At 71.5% G+C, this 14,587-nt stretch carries 11 protein-coding genes; 3 read left to right on the top strand and 8 right to left on the bottom strand.

The annotated features are described in order from the left end of the window. Window positions 1–29: 29 nt before the first annotated feature. From SLINC_RS41360 to SLINC_RS41330, 7 genes are all read right to left on the bottom strand, one after another. The gene (locus SLINC_RS41360) at window positions 30–527 is read right to left on the bottom strand and encodes a VOC family protein (protein ID WP_067443556.1); all 498 of its coding nucleotides are present in this window, start codon (window positions 525–527) and stop codon (window positions 30–32) included. Window positions 528–574: 47 nt separating this feature from the next. Further along, window positions 575–2,485 carry a hypothetical protein gene (locus SLINC_RS41355; RefSeq protein WP_225988541.1) on the bottom strand — a complete coding sequence of 637 codons (1,911 nt, stop codon included), beginning with the start codon at window positions 2,483–2,485 and terminating at the stop codon, window positions 575–577. Between the two features lie 70 nt (window positions 2,486–2,555). Further along, window positions 2,556–4,274: a hypothetical protein gene (locus SLINC_RS41350; RefSeq protein WP_067443555.1), complete on the bottom strand. Its 1,719-nt coding sequence runs from the start codon at window positions 4,272–4,274 to the stop codon at window positions 2,556–2,558. Window positions 4,275–4,276: 2 nt separating this feature from the next. Then, window positions 4,277–5,179, bottom strand: a complete 903-nt coding sequence (locus SLINC_RS41345) for a carbohydrate ABC transporter permease (protein ID WP_067443554.1) — start codon at window positions 5,177–5,179, stop codon at window positions 4,277–4,279. Continuing rightward, window positions 5,176–6,087, bottom strand: a complete 912-nt coding sequence (locus SLINC_RS41340) for a carbohydrate ABC transporter permease (RefSeq protein WP_067443553.1) — start codon at window positions 6,085–6,087, stop codon at window positions 5,176–5,178. The genes SLINC_RS41345 and SLINC_RS41340 overlap by 4 nt, the downstream gene beginning before the upstream one ends. A 125-nt stretch (window positions 6,088–6,212) precedes the next feature. After that, a complete protein-coding gene (locus tag SLINC_RS41335; RefSeq protein WP_067443552.1) occupies window positions 6,213–7,538 on the bottom strand; it encodes an ABC transporter substrate-binding protein in 1,326 nt (441 codons plus the stop codon). A gap of 274 nt (window positions 7,539–7,812) precedes the next feature. Continuing rightward, window positions 7,813–8,934, bottom strand: a complete 1,122-nt coding sequence (locus tag SLINC_RS41330) for an ROK family protein (RefSeq protein WP_225988461.1) — start codon at window positions 8,932–8,934, stop codon at window positions 7,813–7,815. A 308-nt stretch (window positions 8,935–9,242) separates the two neighbouring features. Between SLINC_RS41330 and SLINC_RS41325 the strand changes: the two genes are divergently transcribed. The 3 genes from SLINC_RS41325 to SLINC_RS41315 all read left to right on the top strand — a co-directional run bounded on the left by SLINC_RS41325 (window position 9,243) and on the right by SLINC_RS41315 (window position 14,004). Continuing rightward, a complete protein-coding gene (locus SLINC_RS41325; protein ID WP_067443550.1) occupies window positions 9,243–10,151 on the top strand; it encodes a BadF/BadG/BcrA/BcrD ATPase family protein in 909 nt (302 codons plus the stop codon). 167 nt (window positions 10,152–10,318) lie between these two features. Then, window positions 10,319–12,244: a phosphatase PAP2 family protein gene (locus SLINC_RS41320; RefSeq protein WP_067443549.1), complete on the top strand. Its 1,926-nt coding sequence runs from the start codon at window positions 10,319–10,321 to the stop codon at window positions 12,242–12,244. Between the two features lie 92 nt (window positions 12,245–12,336). Then, complete coding sequence (locus SLINC_RS41315; RefSeq protein WP_079164975.1) at window positions 12,337–14,004, top strand: ArnT family glycosyltransferase; 1,668 nt, start codon at window positions 12,337–12,339, stop codon at window positions 14,002–14,004. A 31-nt stretch (window positions 14,005–14,035) separates the two neighbouring features. Here the strand turns inward: SLINC_RS41315 and SLINC_RS41310 are convergent, their stop codons facing one another. Next, a complete protein-coding gene (locus SLINC_RS41310; RefSeq protein ID WP_067443548.1) occupies window positions 14,036–14,437 on the bottom strand; it encodes a DUF3662 domain-containing protein in 402 nt (133 codons plus the stop codon). Between the last annotated feature and the right edge of the window lie 150 nt (window positions 14,438–14,587).

Genomic DNA, 14,587 nt, shown 5'->3' with positions numbered 1-14,587 from the left:
GCCTGCCGATCACGCGGGTACGGGGTCGGTCATTCCCCGGTCTCGGGGGCCCCGGGGAAGAAGTCGGCGCCCTGGACGTACGCCATCGCCTCGATCCACCTCGGGTCGCCGAGGCGGCGTTCCATCTCCTCGGGGCTGACGTCCTCCACCCGCGTCTGAAGCCACCACAGGTTGCCCAGCGGGTCGCGTACCCGCCCGATCCGGTCGCCGAAGAAGAGGTGGGTCACCTCGGTCACAGATGTGCCGCCGGCCTCGACGGCCCTGCGGTGCGCGTCGTCGGCGTCCTCGACGTACAGGCGCAGGAAAGCGGGCGTCGCCGGCCAGTGCGCGGGGGCGTCGAAGGGCATGACGACCGAGTCGCCGATCCGCACCTCCGCGTGTCCGATCCGGCCGTCCTCCCCGACGACCCGGGCGATCTCCTCGGCGCCGAACGCCGCCTTCAGGTAGTCGATGAGTCCGGCCGTGTCGCGCGAGATGATCCACGGCGTGACGGTGTGATAGCCGTCCGGGATCGGTTGTACGCTCATCCGCTGCCTCCTGGGTTCGTCCTGGTCCCTCCGACGCTACGAGGCCTCTAGGTCGGGAACTGACCTAGAGGCCTCGGGTGGGACCGGATCGTCCAGGCGTGGACGCGGACCCGGCGGTCGGCCTCAGGCCCCCGCTGCGCGCGCAGCGTCAACTCCGGTTCCCCGTGGGCGTCTTCCGCGCCGATGACCGCCGTGAATCCCGCCGTCCGGACCGTCAGTCCCACCTCGGTCCACTCCGCCGACACCTCCAGCGGCTCCGTCGTGCCGTAGCGCACCGCGAACACGTGCAGGTCCTCGGGAGCGTCCGGGATCGGGTCCGCCTCCAGCGCCGTGGAGCTGATGAGGTGGCGCCAGCCGGTGTCCGGGTTGCCGTAGCCGCGGGGGTCCTCGGCGAGGGCGAAGGCGGCCTGTTCCTGGGTGAGGTCGGCGCGGGCGTCGAAATGGTCGGGGCCCGTCGCCGCGGGGTGGGTCAGGCGCAGGGGGCCCGCCGAGGAGACGGCTCCCGTCGCCGTGCGCCGGACCCGGTCGCCGTCGTCCTCGGCGTACGGCAGGCCGGCCAGCAGGTAGGGCGTGCCGGGGAGGCGTTCGACGGCGACGGTGGTCCACAGGGTGGTGCCGTCGGAGACGTAGAGGGAGCGCACGTGCCGCAGGACGTGGTCGCGGCCGACCACCGGCTTGGTGACCAGCTTGGCCGTGAGGCCGTCGGCGCGGACGTCGCGGACGCGGACCTCGCCCATCGGGCGGCACAGCAGGAAGCCGTCGGTGACGGGGCCGTGGCCGTGCTGGCGGTTGACGGCGGCGGGCAGGTAGTACGTTCCGCCGGCCTCCACGACCGCCGGGGTCAGGTGGCTGTCGAAGGCCACCGAGACGGTGCCCGCGCGCAGTTGGTGACGTACCGCGTCGGGGGACGGCTCCCGGTGCCAGGGCGTGGTGTCCTGGATCTGCCAGACCAGCATCCACGCGAAGTGGCCGTCGACTCCGCCGTCCGCCTTGGCCGCGTGCCGGGCCCAACGGCTGTCGCCCCGGTAGCGGCCGAGGTCGGCGCCGATCCGGGCGCCGAAGTAGCGCAGGCCGAGGACCGACTCGAAGGCGGAGTGCTGCTCGCTGTAGCGGGGGCCGCCGTTGTCGAAGCCGCCGTTCGTGAGGCGGGCGTCGATGTAGCGGGCCAGCGCGTCGCCGTCCTCGGCGAAGACCTCCTCGCCGCTGATCCGGTGGGCCTGGGCGAGGAAGGACAGCGAGATCGGGCCGTAGTTGTTGTCGTAGGCGCCGCCGTGCTCGGGGGGCAGCAGGGCGCCGCGGTCGCGGACCCGGTGGGCGCGGATCTCGTCGGTGTACAGCTCCAGCGCGCGGGCGCGGACCGACTCCCCCTCCTGCGGGGGCAGCCGGCGGGCCAGCATCAGGCCGCCGACCACACAGCCGATGGCCTGGTTGCCCGCCTCCTGCGGGTTGAAGAAGGTCGCCTCGGTCAGCCAGCGCCAGTAGCCGCGGGCCACCTGGAGCAGCCGGGCCCGTCGGTCGATGCCGATCAGGTCGTCCGGCGCGTCGAGGACGTTCACCGCCTGGAGCAGCGCCCATACCGTGCTCGGCCAGTCACCGATGGGGTGTGCGCCCGCCGCCAGGGTGTAACGGGCGTACGGGAAGCCCGAGTTGCGGATCCTCAGATTCGGGTAGCCGGGGTTGTCCTCGACGTAGACCCGCTCGCGCAGATGGAAGTCGAGGCTGTGGTGCACCGCCTCCGGCAGCCGCGGGTCCTTGGTGCGCTGCCAGGCGAGCGCGAGGAGCGAGGTGATGCCGAGTGAGGTGTCGCCGATGTCGTCGACGCAGTCGGGGTGTTCGAGGTTGCCCGCGGGCGTGATGCGCGCGAGGGCCTGCTCGACGACGTCGGCGAGGACGGCGTCGTACGCCTGCGGGGTGTCCGGGAGGTCGTGCAGCGGTCCGCGCTGGTGGAGGAGGTGCACGGGCGGGTGCGTGAGGTGCACGGGGATCAATCCTTCATGCCTGGGGTGGCCATGGAGTGGTTCGTCGGGGTCACACGGTGGGTGCGGGCCGGCGGGCGCGCACCGCCACGGTCAGTGTCTGCGGGCTGTGTCCGCCGAGGTAGACGCGGTTCCCGGTCGTCGCGTCGGTGCCGCCCACCACGGTGTGGTCCTGGCCCGGGTCGTAGCGCAGTACGTCACCGCTGTCCGGTCCGGCGAGCGGCTCGCCCGTCTCGACGGCGGCCTCGACCCGGATCTCGTCGTCGCCGGCCCGGTAGGTCATCGGCCCGGTCGTCAGGCACCAGCGTCCGTCGCCGAGCGGTACGGCGCCCTGCGGCTCGCCGCCCGGCCGGAAGGTCAGTTCGAGGGCCCAGGGCACCGGTGGGCCGCTGATGTCGATCCGCAGGTCGGCCCCGTCCTCCCGCAGGTCGACCTCGACCCGGGTCGTGTGGGAGACCTCGTCCTGAGGGCGGTCGGGGAAGGCCATCGCCGCGGAGAAGCGGCCCTCGTCCAGCAGGCGGTAGGCGCCGTCGTCGCGCCTCAGGTCCTTCGGGAGCGGCTGGTAGTAGGCGGTGGTGAGGGTTTGGGTGAGCCGGTACCGGTTGTCGGCGAGCTGTTCCATGTCGGCGGCGCGGAACGGGCCCAGGTCGAAGAACGCCCGCGAGAGGCGGACCGCGTCGAGGACGGCGGCACCGGCGAACATGCGCAGGAAGGTGGGGTTGCAGGCGAGGCCCGAGCGGATGCGCCGGCGCTCGGGCACGTCGGAGCCGCCGTACACCACCGTGTGCGCGGTGGCCGAGGCGTGTGCGGCGAGGCGCGCGGTGGCGAGGTACCGGTCGCGCGGAAGTGTCTCCGCGACGGGATCGGGCAGTGCGCGGCACAGATCCGGGGTGAGGAAGGTCTGGGCGAGCAGGTCCGGGTCGTCGATGCCGTCGGCGGCCGCCAGACGGGCCGCGCGGGCGAAGTCGCCCCGGCCTGTGCGGATCGCGAGCAGCCGGTAATGCGGCAGGTAGGGCCACAGCGGGAACGAAAGCTTCTGGTCCTGGCGGCGCGAGTGGACGGTCTCCACCGTGCCGTCCGGCCTGATCAGGTCCAGGGTCGTGGCGAGGTTGCGTTCGACGGCGTCCAGCAGGTCGGTACGCCCGAGCACCTCGGCCAGCAACAGCAGCGACGGGTTGGTCACGAGGGCCGCGTAGACGGCGCTGCGTTCCGAGTACAGGCCCTCCGCGTCGATGTCGACGCCCTCGGCGAGCCACTGCTCGGCGCGGTCGAGCAGGCGGTCGTCGGGGAACGACCGGTGCAGCCGGGCCAGCGCCGCGGACAGCTCCCAGCGGTGGTTCGGGGTGTGCACCCCACCGGTCAGGAGACTGCCCGAGGCGGCGCCGGCGATCTCGGCGAGCGCGGCCGTGACCTCGCGCAGTTCCGGCCCCGCGCCGGCGGCCAGGACGTGCGCGTCGCACACGTCGTTGACGGTGAACGCGGAGTCCGGCGGTGACTGCACGTTGTCGCCGCCGGCGAAGAGGCCGGTGGTGGTCTGCGCGGCCCGCAGCGCACGCAGGTGGGTCGTCACGGCGGCGACGGCCTGCCCGCTGCCGTGCAGTGCCGAGTCCGGGGACCGGTAGGCCGCGAGCAGGTTCTTCACCCGCCGCGCCAGACCACGGTGCGGCACACCGGCGGGTTGCTCGTCGGGACGGGCCGCCAGTGGGGCGGCCGTCCGGTCGGCGGCACGGGCCGCCGACCGGACGAACTCGTGGTCGAGCGGGGTGGGCAAGGTCAGTCCTTAAGACCGGCGTTGATGTCGGCGTTCATCACGTAGCGCTGGAAGACCAGGAAGATGACGATCAGCGGGACCATGGAGATGACCGACGCGCCGAGCAGGACCGACCAGTTGATGTTCTGTGCGCCGACGATGCTCTGGATGCCGATCTGCACGGTGAACTTCTCGGGGTCGTTGAGCATCAGCAGCGGCCAGATGTAGTCGTTCCACCGCCACTGGAACGACAGGATGGCGAGCGTCAGCATGATGGGCCGGGAGATCGGCACCATGATCCTCAGGAAGATCGACAGCTCACGCGCGCCGTCGATGCGGGCGGCCTCGATGAGCTCGTCGGGGACCGTCAGGAAGAACTGGCGGAACATGAAGCATCCGGTCGCGGTGAGCACGGCCGGGAGGATGATGCCGGCGAGCGAGTTGTAGAAACCGAGGTCGCGGACCACCAGGAAGAGCGGGGCGAGCATGACCTCGCCCGGCAGCATCGTGGTGGCCAGGATGCCGACGAAGAAGGCCTTGAGCCACTTGTTGTCGTACTTGGCCAGCGCGTAGCCGGTGCAGCAGCTGACTCCCACCGTGAGGATCGTCGCGATCACACACACGATGGCGGTGTTGATGAAGTACTGGGAGAAGTTGGCGCTGTCCCACGCCGCCTCGTAACCCGACACGGTGGGGTTCGTCGGGAACAGCGTCAGCGGGAGGGAGAACAGGTCTCCGGCCGGCTTGAAGGAGCTGAGGACGAACCACAGCACCGGCACACCGTACAGGGCCGCCAGGACCCACAGGAGTGTCGTCGCGGGGATAGCGCGCCGGAGCCCGCCCGTGGCCGCGCTGCTGGGCCGCTTCTTGCGGACGGCCCGTCGGGGCCCGGTGTCGACCTTGCGGGGCATGTCTGTGGTTGTCATCGGTTCTCCACCCGCCGGTTGACCATCAGCTGGATGATCGCGACGCCCATCAGGATGAGCATGAGCACGAACGACGCGGCGCTCGCGTAGCCGATCTGGCCCGACTTGAACCCGGTCTGGTAGATGTACTGGACCAGCAGGTTGTTCGACGTTCCGGGTCCCCCGTTGTTGAGGGAGGCGAACAGCGGGTACTCCTTCATCCCGTGGATCGTGTTGAGCAGGATGACGATGAAGGACGTGGGCGCGATGCTCGGCAGTGTGATGCTGATGAACTGGCGCCACGGACCGGCGCCGTCGAGCGCGGCCGCCTCGTAGTACGACGTCGGTACGTTCTTGATCGCCGCGATGAACAGCAGCATCGAGAAGCCCGTCCAGGCCCAGGACGCCGCCACCACGACCACGATCAGTGACAGGTCCGCGTTCGACTGCCACGGCACGGCGCTTCCGCCGAACTTCTCGATGAAGTAGTTGACCAGTCCGAAGTTCTCACCGAACAGCCACCGCCACAGGACACCCACGACGATGGGCGACAGCAGCCACGGGATGAAGAAGAAGATGCGGGCGACCGACACGCCCTTGGCGTGCTTGCTCACCAGCACGTTGGCGATGAGCAGCGAGAGCACGAAGTTCAGCGGCACGAACAGCACGGTGTACAGCAGCGTCCGGGTCAGCGCGTCGAAGAAGATGGAATCCCCGAACAGCTTCTGGTAGTTGTCCAGCCCGATGAACTGGAACGCCCCCACACCCGTGTAGTTCGTGAACGAGTAGACGAGCCCGATCACCGCCGGCCAGAGGAAGAACAGCGCGAAGAGCACGACGTTGGCCGCGATGAGGACGAGCGGCGCGAGAGTGTACTTACTGCGTCTCCTGGGCGGGCTCACGGACACGTCCGAGGCTCGTTTTGTCATCTTCCTGACTCCGTGCTGGTGGAATGGGTTCCGGTGGGCTCAGGCCATGAGCCCGGCATCACGTGAGGGCCCGAGGCCGGGCGGCGGTGTCTGGTCCCCGCCGCCCGGGCCTGCCGGGTCTCGGCTCAGCCGCCGACCTGCTGGTTGTAGCCGGCCACGATGTTCTCCAGGGCCTTGTCGGCCGACTGCTGGCCGTTGATCGCCTTGCCGAGCTCCGTCTTGGTCGGGTCCTCGGTGAGGCTCTTGCCCTTCAGCACCCAGTTCGTCTGCGCGCCGTTGAAGTAGCCGGAGATCGGGTCGTACAGCGGGATCGACTCGTTGTACAGCTTGAACGCCGCCTGCGCCGCCTCGGACTTGAAGGGGTACTTCGGGGTCAGGCCGCTCTCGACCGGAAGGAACCCGGACGTCTCGCACAGCACCTGGTAGTGGGCCGGCTCGTACAGCCAGGACAGGAACTTCGTCGCGGCGGTGGCCGCGGCGCCGTTGTTGTTGAAGCCCACCGACATGCCGCCGCTGTTGACGTCACTGGCCTGCACCGGCTGGGCGGGGGTCGGGACGCTCGCCCACTCGAACTTCTTGATGCTCTCCGCGAAGGCGGGCACCTGCCACACGCCGGACCAGTAGGCGACCACGTCACCGCTCTGGAACATGGCCGACGGGTCGGCGCCGCTGGTCCACACCGACTTCGGCATGGTCTTGTCGTCGTTCCATCCGACGAAGGTGTTCACGGCCTTCTTGGTCGCCGCGTCCACCGAGAACTTGCCGGAGGAGTCCGCGTGGACGTACTTGCCGCCCATCTCGTACACCATGGCGCGCAGCCGGGACGGCGACTGGTCGAAGGTCAGGGAGTACTTGGCGCCGGTCTTCTCGCGGACCTTGTTCGCCGCGGCGATGAAGTCGGTCCAGGTCCAGGTCTTCGACGGCGAGGTCGGGAAGTCGACGCCGGCCTTCTCGAAGAGCGACTTGTTGATGAACATGCCGGACGCGGTGACGTCCGAGGGGATGGACAGCACCTTCCCGGACGAGTCCTTGGCGAGGAAGTTGGGGTTGATCTTGTTGCTCTTGTTGTTGGCGATGGAGCTGAGATCGATCAGCTTGTTCGACCAGATCGGGTCCAGCGACGGCACGGTCGCCACGTCGGGCAGGGAGTTCGCCTGCGCGGCGTTGCGCAGCTTCGTCGTGTAGCCGTCGTAGGGGATGTTGACGAGCTTGACGTCGACGCCGGCTTCCTTCTTGTACTGCGCCACCATCTTCTTCCAGCCCGCGTCCTGTCCCGGAACCGTGGAGATCCAGAACGTCAGCGACTTGGCGTTGCCGCCCGAGCCGGAGTCCGAACCGCCGCAGGCGGAGAGCAGCAGGGCACCTGCCGTCGCCACGGCAGCCAGGGGAACCAGGCGGCGCATGCCGCCGCGGCCGAGACGGCTAGAGCGCCGCACACCCACAGTGGTCATCTTCGATCCCTTTTCGTCGTACGAGACGGAGCACGGCGCCGACCGAGCGGCACGGGTGCATTGTGCAGGAAAGTCCGCTTTCCGAGGGCGCGGCCTCGCCCGGCCGCGTCATCCTGACGGGCGAGGGTCCCCGGCCACTGTGGCCGTCACCGCACGGGCACGCCCTCGTGCGGTTGCCGTACGTCGAGTACGGGCGGGACGCTCGCTCCAAGTCGACGTCCCGGCCGACTTAGAAAGCGCTTGTCCGGACATTGGCAGACCGAGTCCGAGGCCGTCAATCCTTCGCTCGCGCCGCTTCGGTCACGGTTTGGACTCCCCGGGCGACCGCGAGGCGGGCGGCGCCCACGACGGTGCCGAGCTCGCCGAGGGTGCCGGTGATCACTTCGGTGGGCCAGCTCAGCCGGTCCAGTTCGGCCCGCACCCCGGCCAGGACCTGCGCATCCGCGCCGGTACTGCCGCCCAGCACGATCAGCCCCGGGTCCAGTACGGCGGTCACGGCGGCGGCCAGGCGGCCCACGTCCGTGCCGTGCCGGCCGACGACGGCGCGGGCCGCGGCCCGGCCCTCGCCGGCGAGGGCGAAGAGCCGTTCGGTGCTCTCGGGGCAGGGCCCGTCGGCCTCCGGCCAGCTCTCGGCGGCCCGTCTCAGCAGGGAGCGGGCCCCGATGTACTCCTCCAGGGCCTCGTGGCGCGGTTCGCGGTCGTCGTCCCAGGGGTAGGGCAGCCGGGCCAGCTCACCGGCGGCTCCGTTGGCTCCGCGCAGCACCCGGCCGCCGACCACGATGCCGAGGCCGATGCCCACGCCGATGCGCAGGTAGCCGAAGGTGTCGCGGCCGCGGGCGGAGCCCTCGTGCAGCTCCGCGAGCGCGGCGCAGTTGACGTTGTTCTCCAGGTGGACGGGGACTCCGGACGGCAGCGCGACGGTCACCGTGTCGAAGACGGGTCCGGCCTTGGCCGTGGCGGGGCGCACACGCTGCGGTGCGGCGACATCACCGACGGCCACGACGATCGTACGCAGCGGAGCGTCCGCGGGCAGCGCGCCGAGGGCCTCCCGTACGACGTCGGCGGCGTCCTCCCGGGGGCCGGCGGCCTCGGCGAGCAGGCTGCCGTCGAGCGCGCAGCCCCGCACCCGGGTCAGCGCGGGGCCGAGGTCGACGGCCAGCACGGCGCCCGCGGCCGGGCCGAGGCGGTATACGGCGGCGCTGCGGCCCGTACCGCCGGAGGAGGTGCCGGAGTGGGCGGCGAGGTGGACGCCCTCCAGCTCGGCGACGGCGGAGGAGACCGTCGGCTTGGACAGCCGCGCCAGGCTCGCGAGCTGCGGCCGGGTCGCGGTGCCCGCCTGGGCCAGCACGGCGAACACAGCGCTCGCGCTCTCGGTCAGACGGGGGGCTCTTGCCACGTCGTGCTCCACACTTCCCCCAGGTCACAGGCCGCTCTCCCCGGCCGATCGGCTCGGCGGGAGGCGGCGATGGGTTGCCCTGGCGTCCTACGGTCCCGACCCGGACGAGAGGCCGGGGAGGTCGAGTTCGGGACGCCTATTGACACGCACTGTACTTCGTTAGTTAACTTCCTAACGAACGTCACGGTACTCGCCTGCCGTGTCCGACAGAAGCCCGTCCCGGGGCTTCCCTAGTACCTCAACTCCCTTGCCTCCAGGCACGGTTCGCCCACCGTCGCAGCACTCAGCGCACCGACGAAAGAGGTTCCGTGCAGGACACCCCTGTGGCCGGCCCACTCGTGGTCGGCATCGACGTGGGCGGCACCAAGGCACAGCTCCGCGCATTCGCGGGCGACACCCTGGTGGCCGATCACGTCCGGGCCAGCAGCGGCTGGCGGCCCCACGACCCGGTGGCCGCCGCCGGATGGCTGGCCACGCTGGCCGCCGACGCGCTGCCCGCGGGCGCGCGCCCCTCGGCCCTCGCCGTCGGCGGACACGCCTGCGAGACCCCGCGACAGTGCGCACAGATCCGCACCGCTCTCCAACTGCACTTCGACGCGCCCGCGCTGGTCGTCGGCGACGCCGAACTGCTGGTCCCGGCCGCGGGCCTGGACAAGGGGGCCGGTCTGGTCGCCGGCACCGGCTCGGTCGCGGTGGGCCGCCTCGCCGACGGCACCGCGGTCCAGGTCGGCGGCTGGGGCGCGCTCCTCGGCGACGAGGGCGGCGCGGCCGGTCTCGTCCGCGAGGCCGTCCGTGCCGTATGGGCGGCGCACGACCGCGGTGAGGAGCCCGACGCGCTGGCGCTCGGCCTGCTGGCCGGGTTCGACGTCCGCGAGGTGCCCGCGCTCGGCGCCGCGCTGGAACACGTCACCTCCGCCTCCGCCGACTGGGGCCGGCACGCCCCCGCCGTCTTCGCCGCCGCCGAGGCCGGATCCGCCCGCGCTCGCACCGTGATCGCCGAGGCGGGCCGCGCCCTGGCCGCACTCGTCGAACGGCTCGCCGCCCGCGGAGTGGTGGTCGACGACGTCGTGGTCGCGGGCAGCACCATCCTCGCCCAGCCGTCCCTGTACGACGCCTTCGTGGCGGCGCTGGCCGAGGGCGTCCCTGCGGCCCGGCCGACGCCCCTGCGCGCGCCGCCGGTCGACGGAGCCGTGGCGATGGCCCGTTCACTTGTATGACATCTCCCGGTCGCCGAGTCCGCGCCACTTCGACATGACTCGGCCGTAGATCTTCGCTCGTACGACTTCAGAAAGCGCGTTCGACGCATCCGTGGTCCGGCGCATCATGAGTCGCATCCGCACCAGCTCCCGGCCGTACGGCCGCACAACTCACGAGAGGCCCATCCATGCCGTCTTCCGCCGGGCAGCACTCTCCCGCGCTCACCGAACACGCCATGCGACGCAGGGGGTTCCTCAAGACGTCCCTGGGTGCCTCGGCCGGCGTCCTGGCCGCCCCGACCCTCGTCGGCTGGCTGGCCGCCGCGGACGCGAAGGCCGCCACGGCCGCCGCCGCGTTCGTCGACGACTACAAGACCAACGTCGTGGCGAACCAGACGGCCGAGACCAACGCCGTGCTCCGGATCCTCGACGGCTTCGCCAAAGTGTGGAAGACCGGCGACGCCTGGAACACCGGCACCCCGCTGATGCCCGAGGTGCTGCGCGCCAACATGCGCTACTGCGCCCGGCTCACCGGCGCCCGAACGGAGGCGCAGGCCAGGGAGGCCTTCGTCTACGACCGTCAGCACCAGAGCTACGCGATGATCGGCGGCCTGGGCCCCCTGGCCGGCCTGTACCGGTCGGGCGCCAAGGCGGTCACCTCGATCACCGAGGCCCCCGCCACCACGCCCCCCACCACGATCAACGACGCCGTGCCGGCCGGTGCCCCCGCCGGATCCGCGCTCGGCGCCGGCTCCTACGACTCCGAGCTGGGCCAGGTGGCCAAGCTGGTCGACACCGTGCGCGGCCCGTTCGCCTCCGGCAACCCGGCCAAGTTCGCCGTCCAGTACCCGCGGCCGTGGCGCATGAACGAGGACAGCCAGGTCGTCGACACCGGCAGGACCGACGCGCTCGGCTACCCGGTGTACGACTCCGAGGTGGTCGTCGTGACCCAGCTGCTGCGGCAGCGCAGCACGAACGCGGCCGAGGACGGCGGCTTCCCCAGCGGTCACACCAACGCCTTCCACCTGGCGGCCCTGGCCTTCGCCTACGCGGTCCCGGAGCGCTTCCAGGAGCTGGTGACCCGCGCCTTCGAGCTGAGCCACACCCGGATCATGTCGGGCATGCACTCCACGGTCGACGTCCTCGGCGGCCGGACCATGGCCACCGCCCTGGCCGCCGCCGCGCTGGCCGACCCGGCCAACGCCGGCCTCAAGGCCGCGGCGCGCGCCCAGGCGCTGAAGTACTTCACCGAGAAGACCGGCACGACGGCGGACACGCTGTACTCCTACGCCCACTCGGACGGCTCCGACGCCTATGCCGACCGGGACGCCAACGAGTGCGCCGTCAAGCCCAAGCTGACGTACGTGCTCACCCGCCGGGGCCGCGACGAACCGCTGACCGTGCCGAAGGGCGCCGAGGTGCTGCTGGAGACCCGGCTGCCGTACCTGGACGCGGCGCAGCGGCGCGCGGTGCTGCGGACGACCGCGCTGCCCTCGGGGTATGTCCTGCTGGACGGCTTCGAGCAGTGGGGACGGCTGAACCTGTTCGCGGCGGCGGACGGGTACGGCGCCTTCGAGTCCGACGTGACCGTCACGCTCGACGCGGCGGCCGGCGGCTTCCGGGCGGCCGACAGCTGGCGCAACGACATCGAGGGCGACGGCGGTCTGACCAAGCGGGGCACCGGCACGCTGACCCTGACGGGCCACAACCGCTACACCGGCGGCACCGTCCTCGAGGACGGTGTCCTGCGCGCCGCCTCGGCCCACGCCCTCGGCCACGGCGATGTGCGGATCACCGGCGGCACCCTGGAGCTCGGCAAGTCCCTGAAGGTCCACGGCACCTACGCCCAGGACTCCGGCACGCTCCACGTGACGCTGCGCTCGGGCCAGGAGCCGGTCCTTGAGGTGACCCGCCGGACGGTGCTCGGCCGGGGCAGCGCGCTCTCTCTGAGCCTGGACGCCAAGCGGCCGCCGAAGGCGGGCAGCACGGTGCGGGTGCTCGGCACCAAGGTGCTGCGCGGCCAGTTCGACCGCGTCGAGCTGAACTCCGACACACTGCGGGCCGTACCCGTCTACACGGCGGGTGGTCTGTCCGTACGACTCCTGAAGCGGTAACACCCCCCGTGGCGGGAGCTGGTGCAGAGTAGGCGCATGAGACGCCGCTCCCCCGCTCCCGCCACCACCCGCCCGGTGTCGCCGCAGGGCGGATGATGGCACGCGACCTGCACGAGGCTCCGGCCCCGGAGACCCACCCGGGCCCGTCGCCCGCGCGGCGGCCCGGCGGGCGGTGGCTCGTGCCCCTCCTCGTGGTCGTGCTGCTCGCCCAGATGGCCGCCGCGATGGTGTCGACGGCCGTGCAGCAGACGCCGACCATCGACGAGCCGGTCTACGTGGGCACGGCCGCCGAGTACCTCCACGAGCACCGCGTCCGCCACAACCCCGAACACCCGCCGCTCGGCAAGCTCGTCATCGCCACCGGTGTGGCGCTCGCCGGTCCGCACGTCGACACGTCCTTCACCGGCGACCAGGGGCGGGTGGGCCGCCATCTGCTGTACGAGTCCGGCAACGACCCGTGGCACCTGATGCTGTGGGCCCGCCTCCCGGTGATCGCGCTGACCCTCCTGTTCGGCCTCGTCGTCTTCGCCTTCGCCCGTGAACTGGCCGGCCCCGTGGGCGGGTTGGTGGCGCTGGCGCTGTACGCCTTCTCCCCCGACGTCGTCGCGCACGGCTCGCTGGCCACGCTCGACGTGCCGATGGCCGGGTTCCTGCTGACGTCGGTGTGGCTGCTGTGGCGGGCCCGCCGCCGGCCGCGGCTGTACCTGCCGCTCGCCGGAGCCGCCCTCGGTGCCGCCCTGGCCACGAAGATGAACGCGCTGGCCGCCGTTCCGGTGCTGGTGGTCCTGGCCGGTGTCTCGGTGTGGAGCGCGGGCCCGCCGAGCCGGCGCCGGACCGCTCTGCTGCGGGCGGCGGCGGGCGCGGGCATGGTGGCGGTGACCGCGGTCGCCGCCGTCTGGGTGTCGTACCTGATCGTCGATCCGCGGCTGCGCTGGACGCCCCAGCAGCATGTGCCCACCGTCCACGGACTGCGCGGACTGCTCGTCCACCTGATGCCGTTCCCGGAGGCCTACCGGGACGGGATGCGAATCCAGTTCGGCCTGGAGAACCGGCCCTGGCAGGGCTTTCTGTTCGGACGGGTCTACGAGGGCTCCCTCTGGTACTACCTGCCCGTCGCGCTGCTGGTGAAGACCCCGCTCGGCATGCTCGCGCTGTGGGCCGCCGGTGCCGTGGCCGTCGTGACGGTACGGCGATGGCGGCCCGCGGCGCCGTACCTGCTGGCGCCCGCCGCCGTCCTGCTGGCCACGGCCATGGAGGCGTCACGGGACTTCGGCACCCGCTACGTCCTGTTCCTGCCGATGTTCCTGGCGGTGGCCGCGGGCGCTGTGGCGACCCTGCGGTGGCGGTGGGCGCCGGTCGCGACGGCGGGGCTGATGCTGTTCGTCGCGGTCAGCTCGCTGCGGACGTACCCCTACTACCTGCCGTACTCCAACGAGGCGTTCGGCGGGCCGGCCCGGACGAGTCAGCGGCTGCACGACTCCAATGTCGACTGGGGCCAGGACCTGGGCCGGCTCGCCGACCGGCTGCGCGAGCGGTACCGGGGCGAGCGGCTGTGGCTCGTGTACAAGGGCAGCGGGGTGCCGTCCTCCTACGGCATCGAGGCCACCGACCCGCGCGCGGTGCCCGTGCAAAAGGTGCGCGGGGTGCTGGTGGTGTCGGACTCCGCCGTCGCCAAGGCGAGGGGACGGCTGGCCGAGCTGATCGACAGCAGTCGTCCGATCGACGAGGTCGGACACTCGATCACGATCTACCGGCGGTGACGTGCCGCCCGTGCGCCGTACGCGTACGCCGTCAGGGCGCCGAGTGCTGAAATCCGTCGGCGCTCACATGGGTCATCACCCGACTGGCCACGCGGTAGCGGCCGTTGGGCAGGTGCGGCGCCCTGCTGAGGTGCACGGTGAGCGGGCCCGCCCACTCGTAGCCGTGGCGTTCGGCGTGCCGGGCGAGGCTGTCGGTGAGCTCCTGGCCCACCCGGCTGCCGCGGCGGGTGAGTTCGTCGTAGACGAAGTCGGCGAGTTCGACGTCGTAGGCGTTGGGGACCACGGTCCGGGTCTCGCTGCACACGACCGTGTGCCGGTCGCACTCGCGGCGCAGTTCGTCGACGAGTTCGACGGGTTCCTTGTCGAAGAGCCGGGCCCACAGCGCCTCCCAGCGGTTCTCCAGGGCCTGTTCCAGCGCGCTGATGGAGCTCATTCACTCCTCCTCGAAGTCGTCGGACGTCGGTGAGTGGAAGTCCCTCATCGAACGGTTCGCGCGGAGCGGGTTCCCGTCGAGGGCGTGGGTATCCGTCTTTCCCGCCGGATCCGGACGATCACGCTCCAGCGCTGGTCACCACGGTGTGTG

It is taken from the genome of Streptomyces lincolnensis, from assembly GCF_001685355.1.
Taxonomy (GTDB): domain Bacteria; phylum Actinomycetota; class Actinomycetes; order Streptomycetales; family Streptomycetaceae; genus Streptomyces; species Streptomyces lincolnensis.
The sequence above is the reverse complement of the archived record's forward strand: the minus strand, read 5'-3'. Positions and strand labels throughout refer to the sequence as shown.

Excerpts from the sequence above, each read along its gene's own strand:
- SLINC_RS41360 (WP_067443556.1), bottom strand. The coding sequence starts at position 527 with ATGAGCGTACAACCGATCCCGGACGGCTATCACACCGTCACGCCGTGG.
- SLINC_RS41345 (WP_067443554.1), bottom strand. The coding sequence starts at position 5,179 with ATGACAACCACAGACATGCCCCGCAAGGTCGACACCGGGCCCCGACGG.
- SLINC_RS41340 (WP_067443553.1), bottom strand. The coding sequence starts at position 6,087 with ATGACAAAACGAGCCTCGGACGTGTCCGTGAGCCCGCCCAGGAGACGC.
- SLINC_RS41335 (WP_067443552.1), bottom strand. The coding sequence starts at position 7,538 with ATGACCACTGTGGGTGTGCGGCGCTCTAGCCGTCTCGGCCGCGGCGGC.
- SLINC_RS41320 (WP_067443549.1), top strand. The coding sequence starts at position 10,319 with ATGCCGTCTTCCGCCGGGCAGCACTCTCCCGCGCTCACCGAACACGCC.
- SLINC_RS41315 (WP_079164975.1), top strand. The coding sequence starts at position 12,337 with ATGATGGCACGCGACCTGCACGAGGCTCCGGCCCCGGAGACCCACCCG.
- SLINC_RS41310 (WP_067443548.1), bottom strand. The coding sequence starts at position 14,437 with ATGAGCTCCATCAGCGCGCTGGAACAGGCCCTGGAGAACCGCTGGGAG.